This is a genomic window from Pseudoalteromonas sp. SG44-5, from assembly GCF_014164175.1.
Classification (GTDB): domain Bacteria; phylum Pseudomonadota; class Gammaproteobacteria; order Enterobacterales; family Alteromonadaceae; genus Pseudoalteromonas; species Pseudoalteromonas nigrifaciens.
In genome coordinates, this window is record NZ_JACJES010000002.1 from 303,537 (window position 1) to 319,971 (window position 16,435).

The following is a 16,435-nucleotide window of genomic DNA, read 5'->3' on the forward strand; positions in this document are numbered from 1 at the left end:
CTTTTTCATTGATTTTAGTTTAGTTATTAAACTAAATCATCAATAAACTCAACAGCGCGGCCAATATAATTAGCAGGTGTTAGTTTTTTCATTTCTACTTTAGCGTGTTCAGGAAGGTCTAAACCATCGATGAAGTCTGCCATTATTTCTTGGTTTACACGTTTGCCACGGGTTAAGTCTTTAAGCTTTTCGTATGGCTTTTCGATACCGTACTTACGCATAACTGTTTGAATTGGCTCTGCTAGCAGTTCCCAGTTTTGATCAAGCTCTTCTAATAAACGTTGCTCGTTTACTTCAAGCTTACTTACACCTTTAAGTGTTGATTGGTATGCAATAAGTGCATAACCCATACCTACACCTAAGTTACGTAATACCGTTGAGTCGGTAAGATCACGTTGCCAGCGAGAAACAGGCAGCTTTTGTGCAAGGTGAGAAAAAATAGCATTTGCTAAACCTAAGTTACCTTCTGAGTTTTCAAAATCAATAGGGTTAACTTTATGTGGCATTGTTGATGAGCCAATTTCGCCAGCAATGGTTTTTTGCTTAAAGTGATTAAGGGCAATGTAACCCCACATGTCACGATCAAAATCGAGCAGTATTGTGTTAAAACGGGCAATAGCATCAAAAAGCTCAGCAATGTAGTCATGCGGTTCAATTTGTGTAGTAAACGGGTTTAGAGTTAAACCTAGGCTTGATACAAATTTGTCTGCATGTGTGTGCCAATCGTAATCTGGGTATGCACTAAGGTGAGCGTTGTAGTTACCTACAGCACCGTTAACTTTACCTAGCATTTCTACTTGTGCAATTTGGTCGCGTTGACGTTTTAAGCGCATGTAAACGTTAGCAAACTCTTTACCCATAGTAGACGGTGTAGCAGGTTGTCCGTGCGTACGTGTCATCATAGGGATTGTTTTGTACTCAATCGCTTTTTCTTTAATTGCGCTAAGTAACTGATCGCAATATGGTAGTAATACATTATTGCGTGCTTCAGTTAGCATTAAACCATGAGATAGGTTGTTAATGTCTTCAGAGGTACATGCAAAATGAATAAATTCGTTAATTGCATGTAGTTCTGCGTTATCGGCTACTTTTTCTTTTAGAAGGTATTCAACCGCTTTAACGTCGTGATTTGTTGTGCGTTCAATATCTTTAACGCGCTGTGCATCAGCTTCGCTGAAGTTATCAACAATGGCGTTTAGTAATGCATTAGCTTGTTCGCTAAATGCAGGGACTTCTTTAATATCGCTCGCTGCAGCTAACGCTTGCAACCAACGCACTTCAACGGTTACGCGGTATTTGATTAGCCCAAATTCGCTGAAAATACTGCGTAGTTCAGTGGTTTTGCTGCCGTAGCGACCATCCACTGGAGAGATAGCCGTTAACGCTGAAAGCTCCATAATAACTCCTAAATTTTAGTTTGAACGATAATTAAATTTTTGCTTTAGCAATGGCGATTATTTTTCTTTTTGCAAAGAAAAAGTGACGGCGTTTACCGCCCATTTGTCGCCATAAAACTGCACTTCTAATACCGGCTAATAATAATGCGCGGATTTTATTTTGAGTGAGCTGCTGCTTTAGTAACTCAGGTTTACCATAAACCTGTATACGGTGCCCAAGGGGGCTTAGCACCGTTGAGTATATATCCGCTAAACCGGCGACAACGCTCTCGTCGGTTATAGCAAAATGATCTAAACGTCGATGAATGTCATCAATACGTTTACCTAATTCGTTTAAGCTTTTGTCGTTTGCACTCAAGGCACGTTCTAGCTGCATTAAACCACCGACGTATTTTACAATTTCAACATCTTTTTGCGCGCCAGCACTTAGCTGTGCCAATAATGTTTTGTAGCCATCGCGTAGGTTATCTGTGCCTTGGTATACATCCTCTGGCGATGCCGGCGAGGTTTGAATAATACTCGAAAGTAGTATTTCTAAATCGTGTTCATTATTATTGCCGTACTGAGCAACTTTTTGAACTTGTTTAGCAACTTGGCACATGGCGGCAAGCGCCATGACTTGGTGTTGATTCATTATTTGATCACCGAATCAATAATACCACCACCTAAACACACATCTTCTGCGTAAAATACGGCAGATTGACCTGGAGTAACGGCTTTTTGTGGCTCGTCGAATAATACGCGTGCCATGCCGTCTTCGCCTACAAGTAGCGTACAGCTTAAGTCTTCTTGGCGGTAACGGGTTTTAACTGTGCAGCGAGTAGTGCCTTTAGGGCCAATACGGTCAACCCAGTGCAATTGGTTAGCATTAAGGCCATTACTGTATAGGCGAGGGTGATCTTTACCTTGGCCAACAATAAGTACATTTCGCTCAAGGTCTTTATCTACTACATACCATGGCTCGCCTGAGCCTTCTTTCATACCACCAATTAGCAAGCCTTTGCGTTGACCTAGGGTGTGATACATTAATCCTTCGTGCTCGCCTACATTGTTACCATCAGTGTCTTCGATAACACCAGGTTGGGCAGGTAAAAACTTTTGTAAAAAGTCTTTAAATTTGCGCTCACCAATAAAACATATACCTGTGCTGTCTTTTTTATCGTGAGTAATTAGGTCTTGCTCTTCAGCTATGCGGCGCACTTCTGGCTTAGCAATATCGCCAACAGGGAATAATGTTTGGCCAATATGTTCGTGGCTAAGCGTGTATAAAAAGTAGCTTTGATCTTTATTATCATCTAACCCGCGGCACATAACGTATTTGTCATCGCGTAGTTCGCGGCGTACATAGTGACCGGTGGCAATAAAGTCGGCGCCTAATGCTTGGGCTGCAAATTCTAAAAAGGCTTTAAATTTAATTTCTTTATTGCACATTATATCTGGGTTAGGTGTACGACCTGCTTTGTATTCAGCTAAAAAGTACTCAAATACGTTATCCCAATACTCAGCGGCAAAGTTAACTGTATGCAGTTCAATACCGAGTTTATCGCAAACTGCTTGCGCGTCTTTTAAATCATCAGCTGCGGCGCAATATTCATCATTGTCGTCTTCTTCCCAGTTCTTCATAAACAGGCCTTCTACCTGATAGCCTTGTTGCTTTAACAAATATGCAGATACAGAAGAATCAACACCGCCGGACATACCTACGATGACTTTAATGTGACTATTTTCGCTCATGAATAATTTCGCTTATACAGATTACTGTTATTAATAACATCTTGGAAAGGCCGCGATTATAGCATGTATTTAAGCAGCGCTTAAAGAGGCTTAGCCTTAATGCAGCGCTTTTGTAGTTATTTTTATAGCGTCAGCAAAACGTTTTTGCTATTTGCAGTAAGCAAAATAAATATAAATAGTAAATAAGTGTGAATATTAGCTGTGTAATAGTAGGAGGAGTTATAGCTTTATATTGCTTTATAGTATTATATTTAAGCGTAACTAAGGTTATTATTAATATACTCAATGGAATGAATATATGAACTATGCTTCTCACGTCAACAAAGTAAAATCTTTTATTTTAGATTACTCAAAAAAAACCGATATAAGTGAGTTGCTTAACAACCCGTTGAGTGAACTTAAAGAAACAGCTTATTATTTGTTTGATGAATTGATCACAATAACTCCCCCTATTTTTTTCCAAGAGCCACATCCTATTGTTGAGTTATTTAAATTAATTGAACAGTCGTTGAGCCCTAATCTAAAAGTAGAAAAAGCATTATTAGAGCATTTAGAAACATGGTGGGTTGAATGGCATTTTGTAGCGACTATGAATGCCAAATTACTTAACGAACATAACGACCCACAACAAAAGTATTTAATTGCTCACACGCATCACCCTATGCGTAATCATGAGCTGAGCCATTATGCGAAATTATTTACAGTGCTTCCTATGCCTATTTGTAATGTGTGCGTTGAAACGGGTGATATATTAAAAGTTAACCAGCGTTATATTGATGTATTTGGTTTTACTATAAATGATACGCCCAATGTAGATATTTGGTGGGAAAAAGCCTACCCAGATATTGATAAAAGAAATGCTGCTCGGGCATTATGGAACGCATCGCTTGCACAAGCCGAAAGTAATAAAGGCGATATTCCTGCAAACGACTACCAAATAACCTGCAAAAATGGTGAGCAAGTCATTATGCAAGTATCGGGTATTAATATTGGTAATGAATTTTTGGTTGTTTTTAATGACGCCACTGAGCGGATTAAAGCACATGAGATTTTAAGCGAAATGGCGTTTTTAGATTCGTTAACCAAAATTGCCAATAGGCGCCGCTTTGATGAAAAAATTGTTGATGAATTTTCCCGTGTTAAATTAGCAAACTGTCAGCTTTCACTCATTATAATTGATATTGATAACTTCAAAAAATTTAACGACCGTCACGGGCATATTGCAGGCGATAAGTGCTTATACGCTGTGGCACAAAAACTTGCCGACACAGTGAGTCGTCCAGAGGATTTTGTTGCCCGTTATGGGGGCGAAGAGTTTGTTGTATTGCTACCACAAACAGATAAACAAGGGGCGCTATTTGTGGCTGAACAAATTCAAAAAGCAATTGAAATGTTGGCAATTGTGCATGAAGATAGCTTTACAGGGTATTTATCAGTAAGCATGGGAATTAATACTGTTAATCATCATCAGTGTGATGATCATTTAACATTTATTCAAGCTGCCGATGATGCTCTTTATTATGCAAAAAACCAAGGGCGTAATTGTATTGCGCTAAGCCCTGGCAAATAGCTTAAACGCTAATTTAAAGTTAATAATGGCTTATAAATTAGCGATTGTAAGTTGGTTTACATCAGTTAGGTATGCTCTATACCTGTCATGACTTTATACTCGCCGTTTTTAATGCCATCTAGGGTGTACTTACCAATACTATAGCGAATTAAACGCAAAGTAGGGTGCCCAATATGTGCTGTCATGCGTCTAACTTGGCGGTTACGCCCTTCACTTATTGTTATGCTGAGCCAAGTTGTAGGTATTAGTTTTCGCTCTCTTACTGGCGGGTTACGCGTCCATACTGTTGGCTCACTGATGATGCTCACTTTAGCGGGTAATGTAAGGCCATCTTTTAATTCTACGCCTGTGCATAGTGCAGCAATTGACTCTGAGCTCGGCTCACCTTCTACCTGAACCCAATAAGTTTTACTGGTTTTTTTACCCGGTGCGGTTAGGGTGTTTTGTAATTTACCGCAATTGGTGAGCAGTAATAAACCTTCACTGTCTCTATCGAGTCTGCCTGCAGCGTAAACTTCTTTTATAGGAATAAATTCAGCAAGGGTTTTTCTGTTGGCATCATCAGTAAATTGGCACAAAACGTCGAAAGGCTTATTAAATAAGACTATTTTTATATCTTGTGCAGCTATTGCTGGTTTTATTTCTCTTTTTGAAGCGACGCTTTTTAGCGTGCTGCGAGAATAGGTTCTGCCAGTATTACGTTTGGGTTTAGCTGTGTACTCTTGCTTATTAGCTGACTTATTATTCATTATATACACCTGGCAGGTTTTGGTAAGCCGGCAATTTTAGTCGCTTGTTTTGCCGGGCCTTTAGGAAATAATTTATATAAATATAGGCTATTACCTTTATCTTCACCGAGTGCTTTAGCCATGGCTTTTACCAGCATTCTAATAGCGGGGCTGGTGTTGTATTCTAGGTAAAAGTTGCGAACAAAGTTAATAACTTCCCAATGCTGCTCAGTTAAACTAATGTTTTCTTGCTGTGCAATAATGGGCGCTAATTCTTTTGACCATAAAGTATGGTCAAGTAAATAACCTTGTTTGTCTGTTTCAAGCTGTTGGTTGTTAATTTCAAGCATAAGTTACCAGGTAATAGATTGATTGGTTGATAAGCTAAGGGTTACAAATTCGTCATAGCTAATTACTTTATCGTTATTATTTAGCTTTATAGCGCGAGCACTCGCATCAGGCGCTAAAATAAACAATGATTCGGCAAATTGTCGATACTGCTTTGCTGCATAACAGGCATCGCCAACCAGAAGTACAATATCAGTTGCTTGAATTAGGTTTTCTAATCGATTGGCGCTGTAGTAGCTAAGTGGTTTAGAAAATATATGTAAGGTGCTCAAAGCATTAGTTTGTAGGTTACTCATAGGTTCACCACATGTTGCTGGGTTTTAATTAGCGCTTTTTGCTGATCAAAGTTTAGTGCTTGCACATCTAACAATAAATCATTTTTGTTTAAGCCATAATCGAGTAGTGACTTTTCGCAGACGTAAATATTTTCAACGTCATAAATTTCCAATGTTTTAATGTTTTTAAAAAAATCTTTTATACCAAGCATATTTGGTTGTTGTTGCTTTTTTAGTGCCAGTACAGCTGGGCCACTAAATAGCCAACTGATATTCTGATCGACAGCTGCAAATATGAGGGTCATGTCTAGGGCGTCGCGAATATGCAAGTCATCAAAAGGACTGCATTGGCTCATTACGAGTACGTTAATCATTTAAACTGTATCCATTTGTCGGCATCACTAGCAAGCATGGCAAATTCAGCAAGCCCAGCAACATTAAACACATTGGTGTGTTTAATGTCTAAACCACGTTTTTCAGCGGCGGTTACACATAACATTAAATTAATTTTTTGATCTGCTAATTGCTGCCACAACATCGGAATTTGTAGCTCATCAGTGGGAAGATCAAAGTGGTTTGAAGCATGATAAACCCCTTGCTGATATAAAAATATAGCGTCTATGGTGTGTCCTTGCGCTAAGCAAGCGTGCGCAAATTTAACTAAACGCTGCGTAGTATCGTGATCAGAGGGTGGAGTATGTAAAGACAAGACGAAACGCGACAAAATTATTCCAAAAAAAAGCCCCAATTAAGGGGCTATTTTAACAGAACTTTTTAATTAGTCATTATTTGCGCCAAGCAAAGCAAGTAATGAAGTAAATAAGTTATATACACTTAGGTAAAGTGACACAGTTGCGCGAATATAATTAGTTTCGCCACCGTTAATAATACGGCTGGTATCAAATAAAATTAAACCAGACATAATTAATACCACAGCAGCATTAAGTACCATAAACATCAGTGAACTACCGATGAAAATATTAACAATGCTTGCCACAATAACAACGATTAAACCAACCGTTAAAAAGCCACCCATAAATGAGAAGTCTTTTTTAGTGTTAAGTGCATAAGCCGATAAACCAAAAAATATCAGCGCGGTAGAGCCCAGCGCTTGCATAATTAGCATAGGGCCATTAGGCATTTCTGCATAGTGGTTAAGCATTGGGCCAAGGCCTGCGCCCATTAAGCCGGTAAAAGCAAATACCCAAAATACACCAGATGCAGTTTCTGCTTTTTTATTTACTACAAATAATAAGCCGAACGAGACAAGTGTGAACACTAATCCCATAAAGTATGGTAACTGTAGTGCCATTGAAATACCCGCTGTAACAGCGCTAAATGCGAGTGTCATAGCAAGTAATAGGTAGGTGTTTTTAAGCACCTTGTTTGTTTCAATGGTAGACATTACCGGTTTAGCGGTATTGTACGATTGATTAAACGCCATTGTAGAGCTCCTGTGGTTGAAACTGAGTAGTTCCGATAATTTAACTAAATTTAGATTAACAACTCTTATATGTTTGGGCAAACCTTTGTAGTTCAATAGAGTGAAATATTTAAATAAAAGTTCAATTACAATTAATACAGGCCACTTTTGCTTTAACTTTAAACAAATTAGTTGTTTTTTAATCACTTAAACAATTAATTTAAAATAAAGCTTCACAAACCTCTGCGCTTTCCCTATTATTCAGGCCGTGCGGAGAGATGGCAGAGTGGTCGAATGCACCGGTCTTGAAAACCGGCATGGGTTTATAGCCCATCTAGGGTTCAAATCCCTATCTCTCCACCACTTATTTAACAAATAAATGGTGTTATGGTTTTTAAAATCAATAGTAAGCATTTATTTAAAATAGTTAAAAATACACTCTTATTTTTAACTATAGCAGTATCGGAGAGATGGCAGAGTGGTCGAATGCACCGGTCTTGAAAACCGGCATGGGTTTATAGCCCATCTAGGGTTCAAATCCCTATCTCTCCACCATATAACAAAACAGCCCGCTTAATTAGCGGGCTTTTTTGTGCCTCATATAAAATAACGCGTTTGTTTTGTAAGTTTAAATTACGACCATAGTCTCTATTTATAAGCTACCTCGCTTAGGGCATGCTTATATTATTGAGGCTTATGTTTGTATATTTAAGGATTTTACGATGAAACATCAACTTGCAAAAAGTGTCGGGCTTTCATTACTCTCCCCAATCATTATTGGTGGTATGTTGGGTGTTTATTATGGCCTTGCTATGAGTGGCGACTTTTTATCAATATTTTTTCAATTATTGATGACGGCAATAGCAAACGCACATATTGTAGGGTTAACGATGGCCGCATTTGTAGTGCCAGGTTACTTACTTATGTTTAAGTACGCTAAAGTAAATTATTCAGGGGTTTTAACGCTTGGTTTATTAGGCGGCGCTATTTTTAGTTACTTACTTAGTGCTACTACGGGCGAGATATTTTTAATAAATAGTGTGATGTCTGGGTTTGCTGCAGGGCTGTTTTTGTTTGGGCTGCGTAAAACCGCAAAAAAATAATCGTAGCATTATTAAGCAAGCATGCTGATAAAGCGTGCATTTTCCTTTTTTTTAGCCGCAAAAGGTTTCAATTTTTCACGACAAAGAGTACCTTTAGCTACTGTATGTTTAATAAGAAGTAGTTTGGTATGCAAAAGCACGATTTTTACCAGTCATTAGTTAAGCAAACGCAATCGCTGATAGGCGGTGAATCGAATGTAATTGCTAATATGGCAAATATAAGCGCGCTGTTATTTACTTCATTAGATGATGTAAATTGGGCGGGCTTTTATTTTATGGATTCACCTACCGAATTAGTGCTTGGTCCGTTTCAAGGTAACCCAGCTTGCATTCGAATTCCGGTAGGAAAGGGTGTATGTGGAACCGCCGCTGCAACCGGACAAACACAATTAATAGAAGATGTTCACGCTTTTGATGGGCATATAGCCTGTGATGCAGCGTCAAATTCTGAAGTAGTTGTACCTATTATGAAAGCTGGTAAAGTATTTGCTGTACTTGATATAGATAGCCCAAGTATTAGCCGATTTGATACTGACGATCAAGCGGGTCTTGAAGCATTAGTAAAATGCTTAGAGGCAAGCCTATAATGAAAGACTTGCTAAATGTTCAAGACTACCTTTTTGCCGTACAAGATGTGGGCGATTGGGAAGGCGATGAAGAACATGTAGCGGAAACGCTCAATGATTTGATTCATATTGCTTGGGATCGTCTACCAGACGAAGCCGAGTGTGAATTTATCGATGAAACAATTAATGGTATTTGGGAACACCTTCGTGGTGATATGGCTGTAATTGAGGCCGACTTCGAAGAATTGGTCGACTGGGTAATACACTATGTTGATTCGTCCCTTGATGAAAAGATGTGAAAAATAGGTTCTAAAATGGAAACCACAAACAAGCTAAAAGATATGAACGAAGTGTTGGAATTTTTATATCAAGAATTCCCGCAGTGTTTTAAACAAAAAGACGGTATCAAACCGCTTAAAGTCGGTATTTTTAAAGATATTGCTGAGCGTATTGAAGGGTCTGAAAAAGTAAGCAAGACTCAAGTGCGCCAAGCGCTTAGAAAATACACGTCTAACTGGCGTTATTTAGAAGCTGTGACTAAGTCAGAGTTTCGTATTGATCTTGATGGTAATCAAGCTGAAAAAGTTGAGCAAGAGCATATCGACCATGCACAAAAAGCATTGGAAGAAAGCCGCGCGAAAATGGCTAAACGCAAAAAGCAGCAACGTCCGCGTCCAGATGCAGATGCAAAATCTTTCAAAAAGAAACCTGCTCATGCCGCTAAAAATGCTACTTCAGCAGATAAAACAGCTAAAGCCGCACCGGTTAAGCGTTCAGGAAAAATTGAACCTTTACCAGCAAGTGAGGTCAAGGTTAATAATAAGGTTAAGGTTAAACTTGGCCAAGCACTTGTTAATGCAATAATCACTGAAGTGAACAAAGACGACGTTCATGTTGAATTAGTGACTGGTATGCAAGTTAAAACCAAAGCTGACAGCTTATACATTATTTAAGCTGAAAATAAATTAAGGAGTTGTGTATGAGTAAAAAGTTTACGCTCATTCCGTTAGTTGCTGCCCTGTTTTCAGGTTCATTATTTGCTGCCGTTGAAGCCGTTACGTTAAAAGACTTACCGTTGCTCAAGCAAGAAAGTCAACATGCTACAGCCAGCAAACGAGTGGTTAACTTATTTACTCGTTCACACTATACACCGGTTCGATTTAACGATGAGCTTTCAAGTAAAGTGTACGATCGTTATATCGAATCCCTTGATTTTAATAAAAGTGTATTCTTAGCCAGCGATATTGCGTCATTCGAGCAATATCGTAATGGCTTTGATAACGCATTGGTAACCGGCAAGTTAGGCTTTACGTTTGATATTTTTAACCTAAGCCTTAAACGTCGCTTTGAGCGTTATGATTACTCGCTTTCATTACTTGAAAATGAGATGACGTTTGATAAACAAGATGAATACTTTTTTGATCGAGAAGATGCTGATTGGGTAACTACCCAAGACGAACTTGATGAAATATGGCGTGAGCGCGTTAAATATGACGCACTGCGCTTAAAAATGACCGGTAAAGATTGGGAAGGTATAAAAGATGTACTTGTAAAGCGCTATAAAAATGCACAAAAGCGTTTAGTACAATCAAAATCCGAAGATGCCTTTCAAATAGTAATGAATTCGCTTGCACGCAGTATAGAGGCGCATACCTCTTATTTATCGCCGCGCCGTGCAGAGCAATTTAAAATGGATATGGACCTAGAGCTTGAAGGCATAGGTGCAGTATTAAGCCCAGACGAAGACTATACCGTTATTCGCAGTTTAGTACCGGGTGGTCCTGCCGATAAATCACAACAAATTAAAGCCGATGACCGCATTATTGGCGTTGCCCAAGACGGTAAAGAGTTTGTTGATGTGATAGGTTGGCGCTTAGATGACGTGGTTGATTTAATTAAAGGCCCTAAAGGTACAAAAGTACGTTTACAGTATCTAAAAGGCGCTGATGCGCACGGTACGCCTAAAATAGTTGAAATAACCCGAGATAAAATACGCCTAGAAGACAGAGCAGCCAAATCTGAAGTGTTTGAAGCACAGTATTCCGATTTAACCAGTAAAATAGGCGTTATTGAAATACCTGGCTTTTATAATAACTTGTCGCAAGATGTAAAAGTTGAACTAGCTAAACTAAAAGAAGCTAAAGTAGACGGTGTTATTATAGATTTACGTCAAAATGGTGGTGGTTCTTTATACGAGGCAACACAGCTTTCTGGATTGTTTTTCGATCAAGGTCCTGTGGTACAAATTCACACTCTTAATAATCGTATTGAAGAGCAGAAAGACCGCGATGGTATTACGTACTACGATGGCCCGTTAACTGTTCTAGTAGACAGATACAGTGCATCTGCTTCTGAAATTTTTGCAGCAGCGATACAAGATTATGGTCGCGGTATTGTGATTGGCGAGCAAACCTTTGGTAAAGGCACTGTACAACAGCACAAAGGCTTAGGGCGAGCGTACGACCTGTACGACAACGAGCTTGGCAGTGTGCAGTATACAATTGCTAAGTTTTACCGCATAAATGGTGGTAGCACACAACACAAAGGCGTTATTCCTGATATTTCGTTTCCATCTGCAATTGATCCCGCAGAGTGGGGAGAAAGCAAACAAGATAATGCACTGCCGTGGGATAGCATAGTACGCGCTAGATACCAAGAAATGGGTGACTTAAAACCGATTATTACGTATTTAGATAAGCAACATGCGCAGCGTATTCAGTCAGAGCCAGAGTTTAATTATGTATTTGAAGACATTACTCGCTACAACGAAGAGAAAGACCGCAAAACTATTTCGTTAGTAGAAGCTCAGCGTATTAAAGAAAAAGATGAAAATGAAGCACGCGCTTTAGTGCGTACTAATGAGCGTTTAGCGCGTTTAGGTGAAAAACCAATCGAAAACCTAGATGATGTGCCGGAAGTAATTGAAAAGCTGGATCCATTTTTAGAGGAAGCAGCCCTGATCACTCAAGACTATATTAAATACGGGCGTATAGCCAAAAAGTAATAATTGGTTTACCTCTATAAAAAAAGGCGCAATTGCGCCTTTTTTGCTACCCATAATTTACAAGATTGTTATAATCGCTGATTACACAAAGTTGAGCTAGATCAATGTTGCTCGATTAATGCGCTGTATGTGCTAAGAAGAATAATTAACATGCATTAGATGTGTGTAGGAGTCTTTATCTTGAAGTCATTAGAAGAAAAACCAATAAAACCCGCCTCGTTTTTTGATGCACTCATTCCAATCTCAGTTCTCATTTGTTTACTTGGTGCGGCTGTTTATCTATTTGGTGATAATTCCTCTTCTGGGCCAAATCAAATAGCTTTGTTATTTGCTACTTTTGCAGCAGCATTAATAGGTCTAAAAAATGGCTACAATTGGAAAAAACTAGAAGATGCGATGATTGAAGGGATCACCTTGTCGTTAGGTGCTATCTTAATTTTACTTATGGTAGGTGCGTTAATAGGCACTTGGTTGCTTTCGGGCACAGTACCTACGCTAATTTACTATGGCTTACAGGTTATTAATCCGAGTTGGTTTTATGCAGCTAGTTGTTTAATTTGTGGCATTGTAGCAATGAGCATTGGTAGTTCGTGGACCACAGCGGCTACAATAGGTGTGGCTTTATTAGGCGTTGCTACAGGCTTAGGGTTAGAGCAAACAGTAACGGCTGGTGCGGTTATATCGGGCGCGTATTTTGGCGATAAGCTTAGTCCACTATCAGAGACTACTAATTTAGCGCCTGCGGTTGTGGGGGCAGATTTATTTGAACATATTCAGCATATGCTATGGACTACAGTACCGAGCTTTGTAATTGCCTTAATAATCTTTATATTTATGGGGTTTAACGCGACTGCATCGAGTGAAGCAGGGCGTATTGATGAAATTACTGCTATTTTGCAGCAAAACTTTAATATTGGTTTAGAAATGCTAGTGCCTTTAATTGTACTTTTGGTACTTGCGATACGCAAAATGCCAGCGTTTCCTGCTATATCGATAGGCGCGGTACTTGGCGCTGTGTGGGCTGTGTTGTTTCAATCTGATTTAATTGCCAGCCAAATAGACATAAGCCAAGGCCAGCTAATAGGCTACTTTAAATTAATTTGGACCACTTTTTTTGATGGTTTTAGTATTAGTACCCAAGACGACAATATGGATGCGCTCCTCAGTGGTGGTGGTATGTCAGGTATGCTTACAACAACCTGGCTAATTATGACGGCACTGATGTTTGGCGCTATTATGGAAAAAACGGGACTGTTAGATGTGTTTGTTAAGAGTATTCTTAAAATCGCAAAAAGCACAGGGTCGTTAATCACTGCAACTATAGCGACTTGTATTGGTACAAACGTCATTGCAGCGGATCAATATATTGCTATTGTGGTACCGGGGCGGATGTTTAAAGAAGAATACGCAAACCGTGGTTTAAAGCCGGTTAATTTATCGCGTACCTTAGAAGATGGCGGCACAATTACTAGCCCGCTGATCCCATGGAATACCTGTGGTGCATATATGCAAAGCGTGTTACTGATCAATCCATTTGACTATGCACTGTATGCTTTCTTTAATTTAATTAACCCTGTCTTGGCAATTATTTACGCTTATTTAGGTATTAAAATATTACGTATTAAACCAAAACAGACAGCTTAATTTAAACAGCCTCTTTTAAACATAAAAGAGGCTGTTTTTGGAGTATTTATGACTGCCGCACAAAAACCGCAAACACAATATTTAAAAGACTACCAAGCGCCAAACTTTTTAATTAATCACACCGAGCTTAACTTTGATTTACAGCCGTTAACAACAAGAGTCACTGCGCTACTTACATTGAGCCGCGTGGGCGCTAAAACGGCACCTTTAGTACTCGATGGCATTGATTTACGCTTAGTGTCGCTTTCAATAGATACTCATGATATTAGCGATTATAAAATAGTGGGTGAGCAACTCATTATTAATAACCTACCAGATCACTGCCAACTTAGTATAGTGACCGAAATTTCTCCGCAAACAAATACTTCTTTAGAAGGACTTTATTTATCGGGTGGGGCTTATTGTACTCAGTGTGAAGCGCAGGGTTTTAGAAAAATAACTTACTATATGGACCGTCCAGATGTTTTATCAACATTCGATGTAACCATAATAGCAGACAAAAAATACCCGCAGTTACTCTCTAATGGCAACATGGTAGATAGCGGTGAAACGCAAGACGGTCGTCATTTTGCTAAGTGGCAAGATCCGTTTAAGAAGCCAAGTTACTTATTTGCTTTAGTGGCGGGTGACTTTGATGTGTTAAATGATAGCTATACTACAAAAAGTGGTAAGAATGTTGATTTAGCCTTATTTGTAGATAAAGGTAACTTGTCAAAAACACCACATGCAATGAGCTCACTTAAAAAAGCGATGCAGTGGGATGAGACACGCTTTAATTTAGAGTATGACCTTGATATTTATATGATTGTTGCCGTTGATTTTTTCAACATGGGAGCGATGGAAAATAAAGGGCTTAATATTTTTAATAGTAAGTGTGTTTTGGCAAATCAAGAAACCGCTACCGATAAAGACTATCACACCATTGAATCTATTGTTGGGCATGAATACTTTCATAACTGGACCGGCAACCGCGTAACCTGCAGAGATTGGTTTCAGTTATCGTTAAAAGAAGGTTTAACAGTATTTAGAGATCAAGAATTTAGCAGTGATTTGGGCTCGCGAGCGCTAAACCGTATTGATGCCGTTAAAGTAATGCGTACTCACCAGTTTAGTGAAGATGCAGGGCCTATGGCGCATCCTATTCGTCCAGAAAAAGTAATTGAAATGAATAACTTTTACACTGTGACTGTATACGACAAAGGTGCTGAAGTTATACGTATGATGCACACCTTGCTTGGTGAAACTAACTTTCAAAAGGGCATGACACTTTACTTTGAACGCCACGATGGCCAAGCGGTTACCTGTGACGATTTTGTAAGTGCTATGAGTGATGCATCTAATATTAACTTAGAGCAATTTAAACGCTGGTATAGCCAATCGGGTACTCCTCGTTTAAATGTACAACAAAGTTACCATAGCGAGACGCAAACGTTTAGCCTTACCATTGAGCAGGCTGCGCCAATTAATCAGCCACAAAACGATACTTTGCATATTCCTTTTGCAATTGAGCTGTTAGATAGCAAGGGGAAAAGTGTACCGTTACAATATAAAGGTCAGAGCGTTGATCATGTGCTTGATGTAACTAAAGCAACGCAAACATTTAATTTTGATCAGCTAGCAGAGCAACCTGTTGCCGTTTTATTGGAAGACTTTTCAGCCCCGTGTATATTAAAGCAGCACAGTAACGATCAAGACCTATTGCACATAATGCGCTTTGCGCGTAGCGATTTTTCGCGTTGGGATGCACAGCAACAGCTATTTATTAATGCGGTTAAGCGTGGTATTGCAAGCAAAAAACCTGAACCATTAAGTAATGAAATAATAGCAGCATTACAGGTATTAATAGCCAGTAGAGCAGGTGACTTGGCATTACTTGCTGAACTGTTAAAACTCCCTAGCTTTGATACCTTAGCAGCTGAGTTTGAGACGATCCCAGTTGATGCCATTCTTACTATTACACAGCAGTTTGAACAGCAAATAGCTGATACCCTTGAACAAGAATTTATTAATTGTTACCAAGCACTTGAAGACGATGGCAGTGTTAATGCGGCTGCTGTGGCAATACGTTCATTAAAACAACAATGTTTGTATTACCTAGCAAAAACAGACAGTTTACCAGCGGCTGAATTTATAAAAGAAGCTGCAAGCTCAACTAATATGACCAATGTGCTCGGTGCGCTCAGTGGTGCTATAAAAGCGTCGCATACATTAAGTGACACCTTGCTTGCACATTTTGATAGCCAATGGCGACACGACGTATTAGTTATGGACAAATGGTTTGCACTGCAAGCCATGCAGTCGGGTGATGATGCAATTGACAATATTAAAGCACTGTATGAACATCCTTGTTTTGACTTTTCAAATCCTAACCGAGTGCGTGCTTTAATTGGCAGTTTTAGCCACTTTAATACCGCGCAATTTCATCGCCTAGATGGTAAAGGTTATGCTTTGCTTGGTGATTTACTCATTAAGCTCAATACTATTAATCCGCAAAATGCATCACGCATGTTAACGCCTTTTATGTCGTGGAAACGTTACGATAAAGTACGTTCTGCAGCAATGAAAACACAACTGCAGCGTTTAGCTGATTTAGATACGCTGAGCGACGATTTATTTGAGAAGGTTGAAAAAGCCTTAAATTAA

17 protein-coding genes and 2 tRNA genes are annotated in these 16,435 nt (G+C 39.2%); 10 read left to right on the forward strand and 9 right to left on the reverse strand.

Annotated elements, in window-relative coordinates; genetic code table 11:
* Positions 1-26 precede the first annotated feature (26 nt).
* The 3 genes from purB to mnmA are packed head-to-tail and all read right to left on the reverse strand — an operon-like array spanning position 27 to position 3,131.
* Complete coding sequence (purB, locus tag H5079_RS03705; protein ID WP_011328370.1) at positions 27-1,397, reverse strand: adenylosuccinate lyase; 1,371 nt, start codon at positions 1,395-1,397, stop codon at positions 27-29.
* A gap of 31 nt (positions 1,398-1,428) precedes the next feature.
* Positions 1,429-2,031, reverse strand: coding sequence for a high frequency lysogenization protein HflD (gene hflD / locus H5079_RS03710; RefSeq protein WP_011328369.1), 603 nt, complete (start codon positions 2,029-2,031; stop codon positions 1,429-1,431).
* Entirely contained in the window at positions 2,031-3,131 is a 1,101-nt protein-coding gene (gene mnmA, locus H5079_RS03715; protein WP_011328368.1) for a tRNA 2-thiouridine(34) synthase MnmA, read from the reverse strand. The genes hflD and mnmA overlap by 1 nt, the downstream gene beginning before the upstream one ends.
* Positions 3,132-3,429: 298 nt before the next feature.
* Between mnmA and H5079_RS03720 the strand changes: the two genes are divergently transcribed.
* Positions 3,430-4,701 carry a sensor domain-containing diguanylate cyclase gene (locus H5079_RS03720; protein WP_011328367.1) on the forward strand — a complete coding sequence of 424 codons (1,272 nt, stop codon included), beginning with the start codon at positions 3,430-3,432 and terminating at the stop codon, positions 4,699-4,701.
* A gap of 65 nt (positions 4,702-4,766) precedes the next feature.
* Here H5079_RS03720 and H5079_RS03725 read toward each other — a convergent pair whose 3' ends face one another.
* From H5079_RS03725 to H5079_RS03750, 6 genes are read right to left on the reverse strand one after another with little or no spacing between them, the layout of a single operon-like run.
* Positions 4,767-5,450 carry a pseudouridine synthase gene (locus H5079_RS03725; protein WP_011328366.1) on the reverse strand — a complete coding sequence of 228 codons (684 nt, stop codon included), beginning with the start codon at positions 5,448-5,450 and terminating at the stop codon, positions 4,767-4,769.
* Entirely contained in the window at positions 5,450-5,779 is a 330-nt protein-coding gene (locus H5079_RS03730; RefSeq protein WP_011328365.1) for a TusE/DsrC/DsvC family sulfur relay protein, read from the reverse strand. The genes H5079_RS03725 and H5079_RS03730 overlap by 1 nt, the downstream gene beginning before the upstream one ends.
* 3 nt (positions 5,780-5,782) lie before the next feature.
* On the reverse strand, positions 5,783-6,049 hold the full coding sequence (gene tusB, locus H5079_RS03735) for a sulfurtransferase complex subunit TusB (RefSeq protein ID WP_041454715.1): 267 nt from the start codon (positions 6,047-6,049) through the stop codon (positions 5,783-5,785).
* A gap of 20 nt (positions 6,050-6,069) precedes the next feature.
* Positions 6,070-6,426, reverse strand: coding sequence for a sulfurtransferase complex subunit TusC (gene tusC / locus H5079_RS03740; RefSeq protein WP_041454449.1), 357 nt, complete (start codon positions 6,424-6,426; stop codon positions 6,070-6,072).
* A complete protein-coding gene (tusD, locus tag H5079_RS03745; RefSeq protein ID WP_011328362.1) occupies positions 6,423-6,776 on the reverse strand; it encodes a sulfurtransferase complex subunit TusD in 354 nt (117 codons plus the stop codon). Before tusD ends, tusC begins: the two co-directional genes overlap by 4 nt.
* 54 nt (positions 6,777-6,830) lie before the next feature.
* Positions 6,831-7,496, reverse strand: a complete 666-nt coding sequence (locus H5079_RS03750; RefSeq protein ID WP_041454448.1) for a Bax inhibitor-1/YccA family protein — start codon at positions 7,494-7,496, stop codon at positions 6,831-6,833.
* Between the two features lie 251 nt (positions 7,497-7,747).
* Here H5079_RS03750 and H5079_RS03755 point away from each other — a divergent pair.
* The 9 genes from H5079_RS03755 to pepN all read left to right on the forward strand — a co-directional run bounded on the left by H5079_RS03755 (position 7,748) and on the right by pepN (position 16,435).
* Positions 7,748-7,838: transfer RNA gene (locus H5079_RS03755), tRNA-Ser, on the forward strand.
* Positions 7,839-7,939: 101 nt separating this feature from the next.
* Positions 7,940-8,030 (forward strand) — tRNA-Ser (locus H5079_RS03760).
* Positions 8,031-8,197: 167 nt separating this feature from the next.
* The gene (locus H5079_RS03765) at positions 8,198-8,578 is read left to right on the forward strand and encodes a hypothetical protein (protein ID WP_011328360.1); all 381 of its coding nucleotides are present in this window, start codon (positions 8,198-8,200) and stop codon (positions 8,576-8,578) included.
* 128 nt (positions 8,579-8,706) lie between these two features.
* Positions 8,707-9,165 (forward strand): GAF domain-containing protein, encoded by a 459-nt coding sequence (locus H5079_RS03770; RefSeq protein ID WP_011328359.1) that lies wholly within the window; start codon positions 8,707-8,709, stop codon positions 9,163-9,165.
* Positions 9,165-9,443, forward strand: coding sequence for a hypothetical protein (locus H5079_RS03775; RefSeq protein ID WP_011328358.1), 279 nt, complete (start codon positions 9,165-9,167; stop codon positions 9,441-9,443). The genes H5079_RS03770 and H5079_RS03775 overlap by 1 nt, the downstream gene beginning before the upstream one ends.
* Positions 9,444-9,458: 15 nt before the next feature.
* The gene (gene proQ / locus H5079_RS03780) at positions 9,459-10,097 is read left to right on the forward strand and encodes an RNA chaperone ProQ (RefSeq protein ID WP_086998613.1); all 639 of its coding nucleotides are present in this window, start codon (positions 9,459-9,461) and stop codon (positions 10,095-10,097) included.
* A 26-nt stretch (positions 10,098-10,123) separates the two neighbouring features.
* Positions 10,124-12,148, forward strand: a complete 2,025-nt coding sequence (gene prc / locus H5079_RS03785; RefSeq protein ID WP_011328356.1) for a carboxy terminal-processing peptidase — start codon at positions 10,124-10,126, stop codon at positions 12,146-12,148.
* Between the two features lie 159 nt (positions 12,149-12,307).
* Positions 12,308-13,792 (forward strand): Na+/H+ antiporter NhaC, encoded by a 1,485-nt coding sequence (gene nhaC / locus H5079_RS03790; RefSeq protein WP_011328355.1) that lies wholly within the window; start codon positions 12,308-12,310, stop codon positions 13,790-13,792.
* Between the two features lie 48 nt (positions 13,793-13,840).
* Positions 13,841-16,435 (forward strand): aminopeptidase N, encoded by a 2,595-nt coding sequence (gene pepN, locus H5079_RS03795; RefSeq protein ID WP_182683464.1) that lies wholly within the window; start codon positions 13,841-13,843, stop codon positions 16,433-16,435.